The following is a 17,752-nucleotide window of genomic DNA, read 5'->3' as shown; positions in this document are numbered from 1 at the left end:
ATCTGCTTGACCATATAGTCAAGTCACTTGTCCACTTCATCGATCACAGGGAGACCCTCATGCCAGTCGTCAGCGCCGACCAGGCCACCGTCCACGAGATCCACGGCGCCCGGTTCATCTCGTACGCCGCTCCGGCCACCGGCAGCACCGAACTCTGCGCCTGGCGGCTGGAGATCGCGGCCGGAACGCCGGGGGTCGAGCACACCATCACCCGCGAGGAGGTCCTGCACGTGCTCTCCGGCGCACCGGTGGTCACCCTCGACGGCGAGCGGACGGTACTCAGCCCCGGCGACACCGTGATCGCCCCGGCCGGCACCCGCCTGAAGGTCGACAACCCTGGCGAGCAGGCCGCCCACGCCTGGGTCACCACCAGCGCCGGACTGCAGGCCCGGATGGCCGACGGCTCGGTGCTCACCCCGCCCTGGGCGAACTGAGCGCCGGGGTCAACTGAGCGCCGGGGCGATCAGCCTTCGTAGGGCAGGAGTTCGGCGCGCTTGGGCGGGCGGTTGTCGCCGGAGGAGCGGCCGGTGAGCCGACGGCCGATCCACGGGCCGAGGTGGAGGCGCAGCCAGCGCAGGTCGGAGCGGAGCCGCTCGGTCCGCCCGCGCGGTGCGGCCGGGGGCAGCGGCGCGCGCCAGTCGAAGCCCACCGGCCGCCCGAGGGCCTCCAGGACGGCGGCGGCGACCCGGCGGTGCCCCTCCGGGGAGAGGTGCAGCCGGTCCTCGGCCCACAGGCGGCGGTCGTCGAAGCAGGGAGCCGAGAAGAGGTCGACCACCCGGATACCCGGGTGCTGCCCGGTCAGCCCCTCGACGAAGGCTTTCATCTCCAGGATCGCCGGGAGCAGCCGGGCGCTCCCGGCCAGCCGGCGGCTCGGGTCGGTACTGGTGAACATCACCACGGTCCGGCCCGCAGCCGTATCCGAAGTGCCGCCGGCGAGCAGCGTGGTGGCCGCCCCGCCGAGCAGCCGCTTGACCTCCGCCACGTCGCAGCCGGGCCGCAGGACGTCGTTGAGCCCGCCCACCAGGGTGACCAGCCCGGCGTTCATCGCGGCGGCCCGGTCCACCTGCTCGGCGTGGATCTGGCCGATGAGCTTGCCGCGCACGGCGAGGTTGGCGTAGCGGAACTCCTCCCCCGGCCGCTCGGCGGCCAGCGCGGCGGCGACCCGGTCGGCCCACCCCCGGAACTGGCCGTCGGGGAGCAGCTCGTCGCACATGCCCTCGGTGAAGGAGTCCCCGACGGCGACGTACCCGGTGTACGCGACGGTTTCCGTGGCATCGGCCCGAGCGGCGCCGGGTCGACCGGCGTCGGGGCAACTGCCGTGCGGGGTAGCGGTGGTGGCGGCGGTGGCGGTCTCGTTCATCGTCACAGGATCGTACGCGCAGGACATCCCGGCCGGGAGTGGCGCCCCCGGTCTTCGCCGTCGGCCGCCCCGGCCGGCACCTCGGCGGGCGGGGCAGGCGCCGTCCGGGGTCCGGGGGGAAATCCCGGTGACGCCGCGCCGGCCTGCTGCTTTGATGCGCGGTGTGACTTCAGACAACCGTCAGCAGCCCGCGTCCGCCGCCGTACTGGACACCCTTGAGCAGTACTACGACGCCGTACCGAGGAGCAGCGCCCGGGTCGAGGACTTCGGTCCGCTCTCGCTGTTCGTCCGCGAGGGCGAGGGCTGGCCGTTCTACGCCCGTCCGACGCCGGGCGTCGCCGGCCCGGTGCGGGCCGACGACGTGGCGCGGGTGCTCTCCCGGCAGCGGGAGCTGGGTGCGCCGGAATCCTTCGAGTGGGTCGCCGAGACGGCACCCTCACTACGGGCCGCCGCCGAGGCCTGCGGACTGCACGTGCACGCCCACCCGTTGATGGTGCTCGCCCCGGACGCGCCGACCCCGCAGCCCGTGGCCCACGCCGACGTCACCGTCCGGGTCCTCGGCCCCGAGGACCCGGCGCTCGCCGCCGCGCTGGCGGTCCCCCGGCTGGCTTTCGCCGAACCCGGTACCCGGATCGGTGCCGCCGGCCCGGCCGAACTGGCCGAGGCGGCTCTGACGGCCGCCCGGGACGGCTCCACCGAGCGGGTGGCCGACCGGATCCGCACGGGTCTGACCCGGGTCGCCGTGGCGATCGCGGCCGGCACCGCGCTGTGCTCGGGCATGCACCAGCCGGTCGGCGGGGTCACCGAGATCGTCGGTGTCGGCACCCTTCCCGCCGCCCGCCGCCGGGGCCTCGCCCACGCGGTCACCGCCGCCCTGGTGGCCGACGCCCGTGCGCGCGGCGCCCGTACGGTCTTCCTCTCCGCCGGGGACGAGGACGTCGCCCGGGTCTACGCCCGCCTCGGCTTCCGTCCGGTCGGCACGGCTCTGATCGCCGAACCCGCAGCCTGACCTTCCCCCGGCGCCGGGGCCCGAGGCGTGCAGGCCGTCCGCCGCTACGCGGACCTCGGCCGTGGGCCCCGGCGGTTCACCGGTTCGGGGGCGTCGGGCCGCTGCGGCGGGTTGCGTTCACCCGAGGACAGCGGCACTAGCTCCGGCCGCCCACCCCCGTCACCCAGTGCTCGCGGACCGCGTCGGTGGGGCGCGGCTCGCCCAGGGCCGCCAGGCCCCAGGCGCCGAGCGCGTCGACGACCTGGCGCAGCGCCAGTCCTCGCTCCGTCAGCTGGTAGACCGTCGCGTTGGCGGGCCGCTCCAGCCTGCGGCGGACCGCCAGTCCCTCGCTCTCCAGCTGCCTCAGGCGGGCGGCCAGGATGTCGGTGGAGACGCCGGGCAGGTCCGCGTGCAGGTCGGTGTAGCGGCGCGGACCGTCGAGGAGTTCACGGACGATCAGGAGGCTCCAGCGCTCGCCCACCGCGTCCAGGGCGCGGGCGACGGCGCAGTACTGGTCGTAGCTTCGGCGTGACATGTCGATCAGCATAGCCAAAAAGTTGGACTTTCCAAGTGGATACTTGGTAGAACAAAGTGACCAGACTGACGGCGTGGTGACGGACGGATCGGGAGACCGCTGATGGAGTTTCGGCAGTCCAGCAAGCTGAAGGACGTGTGCTACGAGATCCGTGGCCCGGTGGTCGACCAGGCCAACGCGCTGGAGGAGGCCGGGCACACCGTCCTGCGCCTGAACACCGGCAACCCGGCGCCGTTCGGCTTCGAGGCGCCGGCGGAGATCCTCCAGGACATCATCCGCAACCTCCCGAACGCACACGGCTACAGCGACTCGCGCGGCATCCTGCCCGCCCGCCGGGCCGTGGTGCAGTACTACCAGCAGCGCGGCGTCCCGGGCGTCACGGTGGACGACGTCTACCTCGGCAACGGCGCCTCCGAACTGATCCAGATGAGCGTGCAGGCGCTGGTGGACGACGGCGACGAGGTCCTCGTCCCGATGCCGGACTACCCGCTCTGGACGGCCGTCGTACGGTTCGCCGGCGGCAAGGCGGTGCACTACCTGTGCGACGAGGAGGCGGACTGGTACCCCGACCTCGACGACATCGCCGCCAAGATCACTCCCCGCACCAAGGCCATCGTCGTCATCAACCCCAACAACCCGACCGGCGCGGTCTACTCGAAGGAGCTCCTGGAGGGCATCCTCGAACTCGCCCGCCGCCACGGGCTGATGGTCTTCGCCGACGAGATCTACGACAAGATCCTGTACGACGGCACCGAGCACCACTGCCTGGCCGCGCTCTCCGACGACGTGCTCACCCTCACCTTCAACGGCCTCTCCAAGGCGTACCGGGTGGCCGGCTTCCGCAGTGGCTGGCTGGTGGTCTCCGGACCCAAGCAGCACGCCAAGGACTACCTGGAGGGGCTCACCATGCTCGCCGGGATGCGGCTGTGCCCCAACGTCCCGGCCCAGTTCGCCGTCCAGGCGGCGCTCGGCGGCCACCAGTCCATCCACGACCTCACCCTGCCGAACGGCCGGCTCACCGAGCAGCGTGACGTCGCCTGGCGGGCCCTCAACGAGCTGCCCGGCGTCAGCTGCGTCAAGCCCAAGGGCGCGCTGTACGCCTTCGCCAAGCTGGACCCGGCGGTGCACCGGATCGTGGACGACGAGAAGTTCGTCCTCGACCTGCTGCTCCGCGAGAAGATCCACATCGTCCAGGGCACCGGCTTCAACTGGCACCGCCCCGACCACTTCCGCTTCGTCACCCTGCCCCGCGCCGACGACCTGGAGACCGCGATCAGCCGGATCGGCCGCTTCCTGGCCACCTACCGGCAGTAGGACACCGGCCGCCCCGCGCCGACCGCCCAGTTGCTGCTCTCCAGGTGCTGACCGCCAGCGCCGGGGGTGGTTCCTACCGCCCGCGCGGGGCGTACATGATCACGCCGACCCCGGCCAGGCAGACGAGCGCGCCGGTCACGTCGTACCGGTCCGGCCGGTAGCCGTCCAGGACCACGCCCCACAGCAGCGAGCCGGCCACGAACACCCCGCCGTACGCGGCCAGGATGCGGCCGAAGTGCGAGTCGGCCTGCTGCGTGGCCACGAACCCGTAGACCCCGAGCGCGACGACCCCCGCCCCGATCCACGCCCAGCCCCGGTGCTCCCGCACCCCCTGCCACACCATCCAGGCACCCCCGATTTCGAGCAGGGCGGCGAGAACGAACAGCAGGACGGAGCGTGCGACGGTCATGACCAGCGAGTTTACGGCGTGACCCGATGTCGCCAAGGCCCACGGCCGGCACGCCGAAGGCGGCGCCACCGGGTAGTGCCCGGTGGCGCCGCCTTCAGGAGTTCGGGCCGGCCGCCGTCAGCGGCGCAGCCACGGGAAGTCGCCGTCGTCGCCGTCGCCGTCCCAGTTCTCGCCGGCCTCGCGCAGGATGGTGTAATGGTCGATCTGGGTGCCGTCCTCCGCCAGGGCGGTGACCTTCATCGAGGACTTGCGGCCGGGGTGGGCCGGGGTGACGTCCACCTTGATGAAGGAGTAGCCGGTGTAGCGGACCCGGGACCACTCGACCGTCTCCTGGACCTTCACGCCGCCCTTGGCGAAGTGGAAGGTCTTGACCGAGTCGACCCGGTTCTCGTGGCCCTCGTAGGTGTCGGGGTAGTCGAAGCTGTAGAGGCTGCGACCGGCCGCACCGGCGGTGACGTAGACGATGCCGTCCTTGGCGGGCTCGATGGTCTCGCCGCTCGGCACGGACTTGGAGACCTTGTTGCCGAGGATCGCGTCGGTGCGCTCGTAGACGTGGTTGTGACCGTTGATCACCAGGTCCACGCGGTACTTCTCGAACAGCGGCACCCAGGCCTCGCGGACACCGCCCTCGGAGGCGTGCTGGTGGGTGGTGGAGAAGGCGCAGTGGTGGAAGAAGACGACGATGAAGTCGACCGTCTCGTCATCGCGCAGGTCGCGCAGCTGGCGGTCCAGCCACTTGGTCTGCTTGCCCGCGGTGATGCCCAGGTTGGCCGGGATCTCGTACGAGACGTCGTTGGCGTCCAGCGAGATGACACCGACGTTGCCGTACTTGAAGGCGTAGACACCGGGGGCCTTGCGCGGGTCCGGGCCGTTGTCGGGGAGGAAGAAGCGGGCGTCCTCGCCGCCGTACCCGTTGTGCGAGTACCAGGCCTCCATGTCGTGGTTGCCGTAGGAGACCATCCACGGGATCTTCGAGGCGACGGACTCGGTCTGGACCAGGAAGGAGTCCCAGGTCTTGGCGTCGTACGCGACCTTGTCCGAGTCCTGGCCCTGGCCCATCGGGTCGGCGTAGCAGATGTCGCCGGCGTGCAGGTGGAAGGACGGCTTCTGGGCCAGGATGACGTGGTCGTTCCCGGCGGCGTGCGAGCTGACGCCCTGGTCGCCGAAGGCGGTGAAGGTGAACGGCGCGTACGGCTTGCCCCAGCGCCAGTCGCGCGAGGGCGCGGTGCGGAAGGTGCTGAGGGTGGAGATGGCCTGCTGCGAGGCCGGGTCGAAGCCGTCGTGGCCGACACCGTAGTAGTAGGTGGTGTCGGGGTCGAGGTCGTCCAGCGAGACGTGCAGGTAGTACTGGTCGACCGGGGTGCCGGTCGGGGTCAGCGCGGGGGTGTGCAGGGCGCGCACCTCCGCCTGGATCTTGTGGCCGAGCGACCAGGGGTGCTTGCCGAAGCGCAGGAACGGCCGCTTGACCGGGGCGGGGACCTGCCAGGAGATCCGGAACTGGGTGTCCGGCTCGGCGCCGAACGCGAGGTGGCGGCCGATCGGAGCGACCAGCGAGCCGTTGATGCCGTCCGTGCTACCGGCCGTGAGCAGGCCCGGGGTCGCGGGGGCGGCGAAGGCGGTGCCACTGCCGAGCGCGCCACCGACGGCGACCGCACCGACCGTGATGGCGCCCATCCGCAGCGCCTTCCGACGGGAGAACCTGCTGCGCAGGTACTCGTGCTGCTCGGCCATGCTCATCCGGTCGGCGAGCTTCTCGGGCACGCCCATGCGTGGGATATCCATGGCGTGGAGATTCGCAGCGACGGGTTGCGTGCACACGGACATTCAGTGAACGACCGTTGTCGTGTCGGTGTGCTGGACCGCAAGTTTCGCCCATATGTTCGCAAAGAAGCGGTGCCATGCGCCCTGCCGAGGCGGGTTGACGGCAGGTCAGCTGACATCTGGTCGACCGATCGCCTGCGGTCGGATCCAACACCCCGACGCGATAGGCCATATGACCGTTTTTGGGGGCATACGTGAGAGGCTGACCGACGAAAACAGGCCGAACCCGCACCAGAAGGAGCCGAGCCGATGTACGGAGTCAAGAGCCCTCTGCCGGACGCCGACCGCAAGGTGGTCGGGGAGGCGCTCCAGGGCGCACTGGTCGATCTGATCGACCTGTCCCTGGTGGCGAAGCAGCTACACTGGAACGTGGTCGGACCGCGCTTCCGCTCGGTGCACCTCCAGCTGGACGAGGTGGTCGCCCTCGCCCGGCAGCACACCGACACCGTGGCCGAACGCGCGGCCGCCATCGGGGTCTCCCCGGACGGCCGGGCCAGGACGGTGTCCGGGAGCAGCGGCATCGCCACCGCCCCCGAGGGCGCCGTCACCGACTCGGCCACGGTGGGGGCCCTGGTCGCGGCCCTCGGCGCGGTGATCGTCCGGATGCGCGAGCGCATCGCCGCCACCGGCGACCCCGACCCGGTCAGCCAGGACATCCTGATCGGGCTGACCGCCGACCTGGAGAAGTACTCCTGGATGGCCCAGGCCGAGAACACCGCCTGACCCGACTTCCGCCGCTCACCCGGTCGACGCCGCCGCAGCCCTGAGGGCAGCGGCGGCGTCGCTCGTGATCGGCTCGCCGTGGCCGAAGACCGCCACCTGAGCGTCGAGCGCGGCCAGCCGGTGGAAGGACTCGATCGCCCGCGTCCGGTCCCGGTTGAACACCCCGAGGATGGTCCGCCCGCCGACGTTGGCCACCGCGTCCCCGGTGAACAGCACCCGGGGGCCGGGCAGATGGAACGCGGCGCTCCCGTCCGTATGACCCGGCACCGCCACCACCCGCGCCCCGCCGCCGAAGTCCACGACATCGCCGTCCGCCAGCTCGACGTCCACCCGCGCGGGCGGCGCCGGGGGCAACACGGGCTTCGCCGCCCAGAGTTCCTCCTCCCACGCCGGGGCGTCGTCGAACACCGGTGGCAGCGGCGGCCGTTCGCCCCGGATCACGGGCGCGTCCAGCCGGTGCGCCAGTACCTGGACACGGCCGCCCCCGCCCCAGCCGGCGATCTCGGCCGCCGAACCCGCATGGTCCTCGTGGCAGTGCGTCAGCAGCACCCGGCGCAGCTCGGCCGGGTCGCGCCCGAGCGACCGGATCGCCCGCGCGATCGCCTCGCCGGAACCGGCCACCCCGGTGTCGATCAGCGTCAACTCCCCCGGGTCGCACCACAGATAGGCCTGCCCGATCTCGAAACCCAGCAGATACAGCTCAGGAAGGATCTCCACGGTCTCCATACCGACGATCCTCCACCCGCCCCGCCCGGGAGCAGCCGGACTTCGCTCCGAGCGGACCGGATCCGCTCAGAGCCGATCGCCCGGGAGAGCGGTGTACAGCGCGCGCAGCTCCCCGATCACCGGGTGCTCGGCCGGGAAGACCAACCCGTCCAGCGCACCGACGGCCCGCACGCCGCTGGCCGCGTTGGTCGCGAACGCGGCCTCGAAACCGGCCGCCTCCGCCACCCCCACCCGCTCCGACCGGCACGGGTACAGGCCCTGCAGCAGCTCCATGGTGGTCCCGGCCAGGTGCTCGGCCTCCGGCCAGACCACCTTCCGGTCGCGGACGAACCCGATGTTCCAGGTGCCGCCCTCGGAGATCCCCCGCTCGCCGTCCACGAACAGCACGTCGTCGAAGCCCGCCCGCTGCGCCTCCCGCCGGTGCCACAGCGACCCGAACAGCCCGACGCTCTTCACCGCGGGCAGCTCCCTGCGGTACCGCACCGAGCGCACCCGCAGCGGCGGCAGCGGCGCCGGGCCCCCCGCCGGACGGGCGGTCACCAGCAGCTGCGGCTCGGCTGGCCTCCCGATCGTGCCGATGTCCAGCGCCGGGTCGAAGACGGTCACCCGGACCACCACCGCGCCCTCGGCCGGCACCACCCGGCGCGCGAGCTCCCGCACCCGCGCCTGGTCCAACTCGGCCTCGAAGACCGTACGGCAGTCACGGGCCAGCCGCTCCAGGTGCAGCGGGAGGCCGCGGACCCGGCCGTCCTCGACCAGCATGGTGGTGAAGTGCCCGTAGCCGGTGAGCGCCAGCGCCCGGAGCTCCGCCGGGGTCACCGGTCTTCCGTTCAGCTCCGCCGTACTGGGTGCGCCCTGGTCTGCCATAAGGCCAATCATGGCACCCATGAGGGCCGGGCCCGGCTGACCCCGACGCGCCCGGCGGGCGCAGCCGGCGGACGCCGATCAGCCGGGCAGGCCCTCGCGGACCCGGCGGGAGACCGTGAATTCCTGGAGGTCGAGGGTGCCGGGCGGTTCGGCGATGCCGGGGCCGCCCGCACGTACCCAGTCGGTTATCTCGTCGAGCATGTCGTCGGCCAGCACCCAGCCCAGCCAGACCGGGCGGCCGCCCGCCAGCCGCCCGGCCGGTGAAGGGCTGACCACGACCACGTTGGAGTGGTCGCAGGCGTCCAGGCACGGCACCGCCCGGACCCGGCCCGCGTCGCCGATGCCCTCGCGCAACCGCACCAGCTGCGCGCCGTGGTCCACCTCCGGATGCCTGGCCGTCGTACCGCAGCAGCAGCCCCGGCAGACCGTCACCGTGCAGCCCGCGTCGGCGCCGGGCGCTTTCGAGCTCCGGGACGCCCTGGACGCGGCGGTGCCGGCGGACTCCTTGCGGGGGCGACGGGCCATCAGCTTCCTTCCGACAGGGCCCGCCGCCACGCGGAGTCGCGCAGCAGCCGCAGGCCGTTGAGACCGACGATCACGGTGGAGCCCTCGTGCCCGGCGACCCCGAGCGGCAGCGGCAGCGTGCCGACCAGGTCCCAGACCACCAGGGCGGCGATGAACACCCCCGCGATCACCAGATTCTGCACCACCAGCCGCCGGGCACGCCGCGACAGCGCCACCACGGCCGGTACGGCGAGCAGTTCGTCCCGGACCACCACCGCGTCGGCGGTCTCCAGCGCCAGATCGGACCCGGCCCGGCCCATCGCCACCCCGCAGTGCGCGGCCGCCAGCGAGGGCGCGTCGTTGACCCCGTCGCCGAGCATCAGCACCCGCTTCCCGTCCGCCTCCAACTCCTGGACGGCAGCCGCCTTCTCCTGCGGCAGCAGCCCGGCCCGGACCTCCGGGAGGCCGAGTTCGGCGGCCAGTCCGGCGGCGGCGCGCGGGTTGTCCCCGGTGAGCAGCACGGGCGGACGCCCGGTCAGCGCGGCCAGCTTCCGGACCGCGTCGGCGGCGTGCTCGCGCGGGCGGTCGGCGAGGCCGAGGACGCCCAGCGGCTGCCCGTCGCGCAGGACCAGGACCGCGGTCCGTCCGGCGGCCTCCGACTCGGCCACGGCGCGGGCCGTACCGGGGTCGGGCGCGCTGCCGCCGGCCTGGTCGGCGTTCCCGGCATCGGTAGGTTCCAGACCCTGCTCGACCGCCGCACCGTGTGTGCCCGCCCGTCCCGGTGCAGCCGGCACCCCCGGCTCGGTGCCGACTGCGCCGGCGACCGCCGCGACGGCGTGTGCCGTCCTGGTGGCCCTCACCCGGCCGGTCGGCGTACTGGCCTCCGCCGGGCTCGCAGCCCCCACGTCCCCCGGCAGGCGCGCCGGATTCCCGACCTCGACCACCCGGCCGTCGACCGTCGCGCGCACGCCCGTCCCCGGTGTGGACGCGAAGTCCGCCGAGTCGGGCAGCGCCGTCGCCCGCCCGTGTGCGGCGGCGACGATCGCGCGGCCCAGCGGGTGCTCGCTGCGCACCTCGGCGGCCGCCGCCAGGGCGAGCAGCTCGTCCGCCGTGACGCCGTCGGGGCGGGCGGTGGGACGGACCTCGACCACCTGCGGAGTGCCCGCGGTGAGGGTGCCGGTCTTGTCCAGGGCGACGGCGGTGACCTGCCCCAGGCACTCCATCACCACGGCCGACTTCACCAGGACTCCGTGCCGCCCGGCGGTGGCGATGGCCGAGAGCAGCGGCGGCATGGTGGCCAGCACCACCGCGCACGGCGAGGCCACGATCATGAAGGTCATCGCCCGCAGCAGGGTCTCGGTCAGCCCGCCGCCGAAGGCCAGCGGCAGGGCGAAGAGCGCCAGGGTCGCGGCGACCAGGCCGACCGCGTAGCGCTGCTCGACCTTCTCGATGAATAGCTGGGTGGGCGCCTTGGTACTGCCGGCCTCCTCGACCATGGCGACGATCCGGGCGATCACGGTGTCGGAGGAGTCCCGTTCCACGGCGATCCGCAGCGCGCCCACACCGTTGAGGGTGCCGGCGAAGACCTCGTCCCCGGTGCTCTTGGCGACCGGCAGCGGTTCGCCGGTGATGGTGGACTGGTCCACCTCGCTGAGGCCTTCGAGCACCCGGCCGTCCGCGCCGATCCGTTCACCGGGACGGACCAGTACGGTGTCGCCGACCGCCAGTGCGGCGGCGGGGACGGTCTCCTCGTGCCCGTCTGAGTCCAGACGGGTCGCGGTGGCGGGTGCCAGGTCGAGCAGACCTCGTACCGAGTCGGCGGTCCGGGCGGTGGCCAGCGCCTCCAGGGCGCCGGAAGTGGCGAAGATGACGATCAGCAGCGCGCCGTCCAGCACCTGGCCGATGGCCGCCGCGCCGAGGGCGGCCACGATCATCAGCAGATCGACGTCCAGGGTCCGGTCGCGCAGCGCCCGGAGTCCCGCCCAGGCGGGCTCCCAGCCGCCCGTGGCGTAGGCGAGGCCGTAGAGCACGCCGTACGTCCACCCCGGTGCGCCGAGCAGCCGGGCGAGCAGCGCCAGCAGGAAGGCGAGCGTGGCGGCCGCCGCCCAGCGGGCCTCGGGGAGCGCGAGGCCGCGGGTGCGGCGGGTCGGTAGCGCGGCGGCAGGCACGGCCGGGCCGGCCTTGGCGGTGAGGGTGGTGGACATGACGGAGTCCTCTGGGCACGGCGGAGCGGTCAGCCGTCCACGATACAGGAATACATGAACAGGTTTTCATTCATTCATCGGTCAGGGCGGCCCGCACCGCCCCCGTAGGATGCAGCCATGGGACATGGAGCCGCCGCGAACGCCGTACCGCGCATGCGTCTGGACGCCTCGAACGCATCCAAGGTCGCCAACACGCTCCAGGCCCTGGCCACTCCGTCCCGGCTGTTGATACTCGCTCAGCTGCGCGAGGGCCCCCGGCCGGCGACCGAGCTTGCCGAGGCGGTCGGCATGGAACAGTCCGCCTGCTCCCACCAGTTGAGGCTGCTGCGCAACCTCGGCCTGGTCGTCGGCGAGCGGCGCGGACGCTCGGTGGTGTACTCGCTGCACGACCACCACGTGGCGGAACTCCTAGACCAGGCGGTCTACCACGTGGACCACCTCCGGCTCGGCCTCACCGACGAACCCGCCTGAGCCCCGTCCCACCCCGCCTTCCGGACCCGCCACACCCCCGGCCCCTCCGCGCGCCTCGGGTCACCGCTCGCCGAGCGGCCCGCCCGGTGGCTGCTTATGGTGACCACATCGCCACACTCCGCTTTGCATGGGCGGTTGCGAACGGCGCTGCCGCCGGAGCGGAGCGACCAGGAGGATTTGACCGTGATCACTGCACGTGACGTCATGCATGCCAAGGCCCAGTGCATCAGCGAGGAGCAGACGCTGATGGAAGCCGCCAAGATGATGGCGAAGATGGGCGTGGGCGCCCTGCCGATCTGTGGCAGCGACCAGAAGCTCAAGGGCATCATCACGGACCGGGACATCGTCATCGAATGTATTGCCAAGGGCAAGGACCCGGCCACGATGAAGGCCATCGACCTGGGCGGCCACCTGCACTGCGTCCGCGCCGACGACACCATGGAGATGGTGCTGAAGAAGATGAAGGACCACCAGATCCGCCGGATCCCGGTGATCGACAACGAGAAGCTGGTCGGCATGATCAGTGAGGCCGACCTCGCGGCGGGCCACATGATGGGCAAGGGCCTGACCGATCAGATGATCGTCGAATTCATGGACGGCGTCTACGCCAAGCGCTGAACCGACGGGCCGGGAGCGGCGTCGGCCCACCGGGGGTCGGCGCCGCTCCTCACGCGACGCTGCGGAAGCCCGCCCTGCGGACCTCGCACGGCAACACCGAAGTACCCCGGGCCCTGGCGGGCGCAGCATCCCGGGCCCTGGCGGGCGCAGCCACTCGCCTCAGGCCGTGGCGCGGGCCGCCGCCCGTCCGGCGATCCGGCCCGAGAAGAGGCAGCCGCCGAGGAACGTGCCCTCCAGCGAGCGGTAGCCGTGCACCCCGCCGCCGCCGAAGCCCGCCGCCTCCCCGACCGCGTACATGCCGTCCAGCGGGCTGCCGTCCGCCCGCAGTACCCGGGCACAGAGGTCGGTCTCCAGTCCGCCGAGTGACTTGCGGGTGAGGATGTTGAGCCGTACGGCGATCAGCGGCCCGGCCTTCGGGTCGAGCAGGCGGTGCGGCGTCGCGGTGCGGATCAGTCGGTCGCCGAGGTAGCGGCGGGCCCCGTGGATGGCCGTCACCTGCAGGTCCTTGCTGAACGGGTTGGCCATCTCGCGGTCGCGCGCCTCGATCTCACGGCGCAACTCGGCCTCGTCGATCAGCGGTTGGGGCGTCTTCGCGTTCATCCCCCGGACCAGTTCGGGCAGGGTGCGGGCGACCACGAAGTCCACCCCGTGCCGCTTGAACGCCTCGACCGGCCCCGGTGCGCCCGAGCGCGCCCGGCCGAGGACGTCCCTGACGCTCTTCCCGGTCAGGTCGGGGTTCTGCTCGGACCCCGAGAGGGCGAACTCCTTCTCGATGATCTTCTGGGTCAGTACGAACCAGGTGTGCTCGTGGCCGGTCGTCATGATGTGTTCGAGCGTGCCGAGGGTGTCGAAACCGGGGAACAGCGGTACGGGCAGCCGCTTTCCGCGCGCGTCCAGCCAGAGCGAGGAGGGGCCGGGCAGGATCCGGATGCCGTGGCCCGGCCAGATCGGGTTCCAGTTCTCGATGCCCTCGGTGTAGTGCCACATTCGGTCGCCGTTGATCAGACGGCCGCCGGCCGCGCCCGCGATCTCCAGCATCAGGCCGTCCACATGCGCGGGCACGCCCGAGACCATCCGCTCCGGCGGCGAACCGAGCCGGGCGGGCCATGCCTTCCGGACCAGATCGTGGTTGCCGCCGATGCCGCCCGAGGCGACGATCACCGCCTGCGCCCGCAGCTCGAAGGAGCCCGCCACCTCGCGTGAACTGGCCTCGCCGCGAGCGACGTTGCTCGGCACCAGCACCTCGCCGCTGACCGTGTCGGCCACTCCGGCGGTCGCGGACAGACCGGTGACCCGGTGGCGGAACCGCAGGTCCACCAGCCTCCGGGCGGCTGCCGCCGACACCCGCCTGGCGAACGGCTCCACGACGCCCGGTCCGGTGCCCCAGGTGATGTGGAAGCGGGGCACCGAGTTGCCGGGACCGCTGGCCAGCAGCCCGCCGCGCTCGGCCCAGCCGACCACCGGGAAGAACCGGATCCCCTGCGCGCGAAGCCAGTTGCGCTTCTCGCCCGCCGCGAAGTCGACGTACGCCTCGGCCCAGCGGCGCGGCCAGTGGTCCTCGGTGCGGTCGAAGCCGGCCGTCCCGAGCCAGTCCTGCCAGGCGAGTTGGTGCGAGTCGCGGATCCGCATCCGGCGCTGCTCGGGCGAGTCCACCAGGAAGAGGCCGCCGAACGACCAGTGCGCCTGGCCGCCGAACGAGGCCCTCGGCTCCTGGTCGAGCAGGATCACCTTCCGTCCGGCGTCGGCGAGTTCGGCGGTGGCCACCAGACCGGCCAGACCGGCTCCGATGACGATGACGTCGGCGTCCAGTGCCATGCGGCGATCCTCCGGCGGTCGGCGGGGCTGAGCGGGCGGGCGGGGCGAAGTGGTCCGATCCTGCGCCCTGCGCCGCCACCGGTCAACCGGTCGGTAACAAGTGCCCGACGCCTTTTCGCTCCACCGCGTATCCGAATTACCTATTCGCTCCACATCGGAGCGTAATTCATCGAATACCTGACACATATCCACGGAATTGTCGGCCGGATATCTGGACAACCTGTTAACGCGTCAGTAACTTACTAGGCAGTAGCCGGAAACAGCGCGACCCCGGCCGCCCCCACCCACCTGCCCGTTTCTCTCCCCCAGGAGGAACCCGTGCTCCGCCATGCCCTGAAGCGCACATCCACCCTGGTCAGCGGGATCCTCGCAGCCGCCGCACTCACCGCCTTCGGCGCCCCGGCCGCCCACGCGTCCACCGGCGGGAATTACGTGGCCCTCGGTGACTCCTACGCCGCCGGCGCCGGTGTGCCCGGCCAGTCGGCCGGGCTGTGCCTGCGCTCCGACCACAACTACGGACACCTGGTCGCCGCCGCGCTCGGCAGCACCAGCTACACCGACGTGACCTGCGCGGCCGCCAAGATCAAGGCGATGACCTCGCCCCAGTACGACGCCTTCATCCGGGTCAACGACCCCCAGCTGAACGCCGTCGGCGCCGACACCGACCTGGTCACCCTCGGCATCGGCGGCAACGACCTCGGCGTCTCCGACATCGGCATCGGCGACATCATCGCCACCTGCATCGCCGGCGCCGTGGTCAACCCGTTCGGCACCCCGTGCCACGACCACTACGCCGACGGGCACTGGGACTTCGGCAGCTGGTCCTGGCAGTACGGCGAGGACACCCTGGTCGACCGCATCGACGCCGCCGCCCCGCAGCTCGCCGACACCCTCCAGCGGATCCACGCCAAGGCGCCCAACGCCAAGGTCCTGCTGGTGGGTTACCCCTCCGTCCTGCCCGACAACGAGCGCGACTGCCTCGGCCGCCAGCCGGTCACCACCGGCGACGTCGCCTACCTGCGCGGCATCCTCGGCAAGCTCAACACCATGCTCGCCACCACCGCCGCCGCCAACGACGCCACCTACGTCGACACCCTCACCCCCACCAAGGGCCACGACGCCTGCTCGTCCGACCGCTGGATCGAGGGCGCCCTCCCCGGCTCCCCCGCCGTCCCCTTCCACCCGAACGCGACGGGCGAGCGCGTGATGGCGAAGGCGGTCCTGGCGGCCCTGGGCCGCTGACGGCCCGCCGAAACCGGCGGGGCCTCGGCGCCCGACCGCCCAGTGGGCAGTCGGGCGCCGAGCCGTGCTGCTCGAGACCTGGAGCTCGGGACTTGGGTGCGGACGGCAATGAGGCCGGTAAAGGCGGACCTTCCCCGCAGCCCTGCTCGAGTTGGAGTCCGTCGGCGTTGCACCAGAGGTCCAGATCTATCAGCCACACCGATGCGCGCCGAAAGCCTCCCCGCGAAAGCGGTAGGAACGCATTCCTACCGTGCGCTACCGTGGATGCATGACCTCAAGAAAGCTGTCGATCTCGGTGCCGCCCGAGGTCGAAGAGACGATCAAGGCCGCAGCCGCCGAAGAGGGCAAGCCGGTGTCCGCCTGGCTGGCGGAGGCCGCCGTGGAGAAGGCTCAGATCGCGGCCCTGCACGCCCAGGGGCGCGCCGCCGCACGTGAGCTGGTCTCGGAGTACGAGAGCGAGCACGGCAAGCTGCCCGAGGAGTCCAGGCAGCGCGCCCGCCAGTTCCTCACCGAGGCCGGTCTGCTGGACGACGCGGCCTGGCCGGCGGTCGGGTAGTGCGCACGATCGTCTACGACACCGGTGCACTGCTGGCCGCCGAACGTCGCAACCCGGACTTCCTCGCCCTCCACGACGAGCTCACCGCCGCGCACATCCGTCCCCTCGTACCGGTCGTCGTACTCGCCCAAGCCTGGCGCGGCGGACCGCAACACCAGATCTCCCGCGTCCTCAAGGGCTGCGACGTCCTGCCCGACGACCAGCGCACCGGCCGAGCTGCCGGCGTCGCCTGCGGAGCCTCGGGCACCTCCGACGTCGTCGACGCGATCGTCGTCGCCACCGCTGTTCAGTACCAGGCCGCCGTGGTCACCAGCGACCCCGACGACCTGACCCACCTCGCCGACTCCATCGGCGTCAAGCTCCGCCTCTTCACCGTCTGACCGCTGCGGACGGCCGCCGCCACAAAGGGCGGCGGAGCGGGCTTCGCCCCGCGTCCCGCCCGAGCTTCGGCCAAGCCACCACCGTCCACACGCTCATGGGTGAAGTGCTGCGCTCCTACAGCACCACCGACGAGCCAACGGGCAGTCTTCTGACGGCGTGCGGAAACCGCGCCGGTCCTCGCGCTGCCCGGCCTGCTCCCGTCTCTACGCGGCCGACACCTACCAGCTCATCCGCGCCGACCTGTCCGGCGGCAAGAGCGTGCCGGACACCGTCCGCAACCACCCCCGCATCTTCGCCACGCTCACCCCGCCGTCCTTCGGCCCAGTCCACAACCGCCCCACCAGTACGAGCAGTGGCGTCCGGCTCTGCCGCGGCGGCAAGCCCCATGAGCCCACGGGCACGCTGCTCGGCACCCCGCTGGACCCCAAGGACTACGACTACACAGGCGCAGCCCTGTTCAACCCCCACGCCGGAGCCCTGTGAGCGCGCTTCACCATCCACCTGCGCCGTGAGATCGCCGCCCGGCTCGGCCTCACCCAGAAAGCCGCCCGCGCAGTACTGCGGGTCTCCTTCGCCAAGGTCGCCAAGTACCAGAAGCGCGGCCTGGTCCACTTCCACGCCGTCATCCGTCTTGACGGCCCGGACGGCATCACCGACCCAGGGGTGTTTCAAAGTCCCGGTGATCATGTAGACCGGCTGGTCAGGCAATGCCCAGGAGGTCCAGCGGCCTGTTGAAGGGGTCGTAGGAGACGTGGCGGAGGCCGGCGGCGATGTTGCGGTGTCCGTACTGCCGGAGCGTGTTGATCGCCAGGTTGCGCAGGGTCGCCATGTTGTCGGGCCCGTGGCCGGTGTGGATCTTCGAGGCGTCCTCGCCGAAGGTGGTGTCGCGGACGAAGTGGAGCCGGTTCTCGATGGTCCACTGTAACCTGGCGAGCTGACCGAGCCGCTGAGGCGAGGCATGTTGCGAGGTCAGGTCGGTGATCGCGTGGATGGTCTGGCGGCTGACGGCGCCGGTCTTGAGGTCAGTGCGGTGGCGCGGGATGCGGACGGCCTGGACGGCGTGGGGGAAGTCCGGGGCGAGTTCGGTGATGGTGAGGGCCCTGGTCACGCGGGTCTCCTTGTAGCCGTGGCCGGTCTCGCGGTCGTAGCGGCGGGCGGTGACGTCCTTCCACGGCAGTGACCGGAGCCTGCGGTGCAGCCCGGGCTGGTTGGCCTTGA

Annotated in this window: 19 protein-coding genes and 1 pseudogene; 10 read left to right on the top strand and 10 right to left on the bottom strand. The window is 72.0% G+C overall.

The window, feature by feature from the left end; translation table 11 throughout:
- Positions 1-59 precede the first annotated feature (59 nt).
- A complete protein-coding gene (locus tag UK12_RS12785) occupies positions 60-434 on the top strand; it encodes a cupin domain-containing protein (RefSeq protein ID WP_045303021.1) in 375 nt (124 codons plus the stop codon).
- A 29-nt stretch (positions 435-463) separates the two neighbouring features.
- Here UK12_RS12785 and UK12_RS12780 read toward each other — a convergent pair whose 3' ends face one another.
- Positions 464-1,360, bottom strand: coding sequence for an SGNH/GDSL hydrolase family protein (locus tag UK12_RS12780; protein WP_082119553.1), 897 nt, complete (start codon positions 1,358-1,360; stop codon positions 464-466).
- Between the two features lie 163 nt (positions 1,361-1,523).
- Between UK12_RS12780 and UK12_RS12775 the strand changes: the two genes are divergently transcribed.
- Positions 1,524-2,369 (top strand): GNAT family N-acetyltransferase, encoded by an 846-nt coding sequence (locus UK12_RS12775; RefSeq protein WP_197084802.1) that lies wholly within the window; start codon positions 1,524-1,526, stop codon positions 2,367-2,369.
- Positions 2,370-2,505: 136 nt separating this feature from the next.
- Here UK12_RS12775 and UK12_RS12770 read toward each other — a convergent pair whose 3' ends face one another.
- The gene (locus UK12_RS12770; RefSeq protein WP_045303050.1) at positions 2,506-2,883 is read right to left on the bottom strand and encodes a winged helix-turn-helix transcriptional regulator; all 378 of its coding nucleotides are present in this window, start codon (positions 2,881-2,883) and stop codon (positions 2,506-2,508) included.
- Between the two features lie 102 nt (positions 2,884-2,985).
- Here UK12_RS12770 and UK12_RS12765 point away from each other — a divergent pair, with 102 nt between their 5' ends.
- Positions 2,986-4,197, top strand: coding sequence for a pyridoxal phosphate-dependent aminotransferase (locus UK12_RS12765; protein ID WP_045303019.1), 1,212 nt, complete (start codon positions 2,986-2,988; stop codon positions 4,195-4,197).
- Positions 4,198-4,270: 73 nt separating this feature from the next.
- Here the strand turns inward: UK12_RS12765 and UK12_RS12760 are convergent, their stop codons facing one another.
- Together UK12_RS12760 and UK12_RS12755 are read right to left on the bottom strand one after the other, a co-directional pair.
- Positions 4,271-4,606, bottom strand: a complete 336-nt coding sequence (locus UK12_RS12760) for a YnfA family protein (RefSeq protein ID WP_045303018.1) — start codon at positions 4,604-4,606, stop codon at positions 4,271-4,273.
- A gap of 117 nt (positions 4,607-4,723) precedes the next feature.
- Positions 4,724-6,388: a purple acid phosphatase family protein gene (locus UK12_RS12755; protein WP_045303017.1), complete on the bottom strand. Its 1,665-nt coding sequence runs from the start codon at positions 6,386-6,388 to the stop codon at positions 4,724-4,726.
- 288 nt (positions 6,389-6,676) lie between these two features.
- Here UK12_RS12755 and UK12_RS12750 point away from each other — a divergent pair, with 288 nt between their 5' ends.
- Positions 6,677-7,150 (top strand): Dps family protein, encoded by a 474-nt coding sequence (locus UK12_RS12750; protein WP_045303016.1) that lies wholly within the window; start codon positions 6,677-6,679, stop codon positions 7,148-7,150.
- 15 nt (positions 7,151-7,165) lie between these two features.
- Here UK12_RS12750 and UK12_RS12745 read toward each other — a convergent pair whose 3' ends face one another.
- From UK12_RS12745 to UK12_RS12730, 4 genes are all read right to left on the bottom strand, one after another.
- Positions 7,166-7,876 (bottom strand): MBL fold metallo-hydrolase, encoded by a 711-nt coding sequence (locus UK12_RS12745; protein ID WP_045303015.1) that lies wholly within the window; start codon positions 7,874-7,876, stop codon positions 7,166-7,168.
- A 66-nt stretch (positions 7,877-7,942) separates the two neighbouring features.
- Positions 7,943-8,743 (bottom strand): aminotransferase class IV, encoded by an 801-nt coding sequence (locus UK12_RS12740; RefSeq protein ID WP_045303014.1) that lies wholly within the window; start codon positions 8,741-8,743, stop codon positions 7,943-7,945.
- A gap of 78 nt (positions 8,744-8,821) precedes the next feature.
- Positions 8,822-9,268: a hypothetical protein gene (locus tag UK12_RS12735; RefSeq protein ID WP_231591175.1), complete on the bottom strand. Its 447-nt coding sequence runs from the start codon at positions 9,266-9,268 to the stop codon at positions 8,822-8,824.
- Positions 9,268-11,451, bottom strand: coding sequence for a heavy metal translocating P-type ATPase (locus tag UK12_RS12730; RefSeq protein ID WP_045303013.1), 2,184 nt, complete (start codon positions 11,449-11,451; stop codon positions 9,268-9,270). Before UK12_RS12730 ends, UK12_RS12735 begins: the two co-directional genes overlap by 1 nt.
- Before the next feature lie 117 nt (positions 11,452-11,568).
- Here UK12_RS12730 and UK12_RS12725 point away from each other — a divergent pair, with 117 nt between their 5' ends.
- Together UK12_RS12725 and UK12_RS12720 are read left to right on the top strand one after the other, a co-directional pair.
- Positions 11,569-11,922 (top strand): ArsR/SmtB family transcription factor, encoded by a 354-nt coding sequence (locus tag UK12_RS12725; RefSeq protein ID WP_045303012.1) that lies wholly within the window; start codon positions 11,569-11,571, stop codon positions 11,920-11,922.
- 183 nt (positions 11,923-12,105) lie between these two features.
- Positions 12,106-12,540 (top strand): CBS domain-containing protein, encoded by a 435-nt coding sequence (locus UK12_RS12720; protein ID WP_045303011.1) that lies wholly within the window; start codon positions 12,106-12,108, stop codon positions 12,538-12,540.
- A 159-nt stretch (positions 12,541-12,699) separates the two neighbouring features.
- On the opposite strand, the gene UK12_RS12715 is transcribed toward UK12_RS12720, so the two are convergent.
- Positions 12,700-14,355 carry an FAD-binding dehydrogenase gene (locus UK12_RS12715; RefSeq protein WP_045303010.1) on the bottom strand — a complete coding sequence of 552 codons (1,656 nt, stop codon included), beginning with the start codon at positions 14,353-14,355 and terminating at the stop codon, positions 12,700-12,702.
- A 318-nt stretch (positions 14,356-14,673) separates the two neighbouring features.
- Here UK12_RS12715 and UK12_RS12710 point away from each other — a divergent pair, with 318 nt between their 5' ends.
- The 4 genes and pseudogenes from UK12_RS12710 (at position 14,674) to UK12_RS44750 (ending at position 17,269) form a co-directional block, all read left to right on the top strand.
- Positions 14,674-15,597 (top strand): SGNH/GDSL hydrolase family protein, encoded by a 924-nt coding sequence (locus UK12_RS12710; protein WP_045303009.1) that lies wholly within the window; start codon positions 14,674-14,676, stop codon positions 15,595-15,597.
- Between the two features lie 268 nt (positions 15,598-15,865).
- Positions 15,866-16,153, top strand: a complete 288-nt coding sequence (locus tag UK12_RS12705) for a hypothetical protein (RefSeq protein WP_045303008.1) — start codon at positions 15,866-15,868, stop codon at positions 16,151-16,153.
- Complete coding sequence (locus UK12_RS12700) at positions 16,153-16,533, top strand: PIN domain-containing protein (protein ID WP_045303007.1); 381 nt, start codon at positions 16,153-16,155, stop codon at positions 16,531-16,533. Before UK12_RS12705 ends, UK12_RS12700 begins: the two co-directional genes overlap by 1 nt.
- Before the next feature lie 157 nt (positions 16,534-16,690).
- Positions 16,691-17,269, top strand: a pseudogene (locus UK12_RS44750) (replication initiator).
- On the opposite strand, the gene UK12_RS12690 reads toward UK12_RS44750, so the two are convergent.
- On the bottom strand, positions 17,235-17,752 hold a 518-nt coding region (locus tag UK12_RS12690; protein ID WP_045303006.1), incomplete at its 5' end, for an ISAs1 family transposase. The pseudogene UK12_RS44750 and the gene UK12_RS12690 sit on opposite strands and share 35 nt — an antisense overlap.

The organism is Saccharothrix sp. ST-888, assembly GCF_000955975.1.
Lineage (GTDB): Bacteria > Actinomycetota > Actinomycetes > Streptomycetales > Streptomycetaceae > Kitasatospora.
The sequence above is the reverse complement of the archived record's forward strand: the minus strand, read 5'-3'. Positions and strand labels throughout refer to the sequence as shown.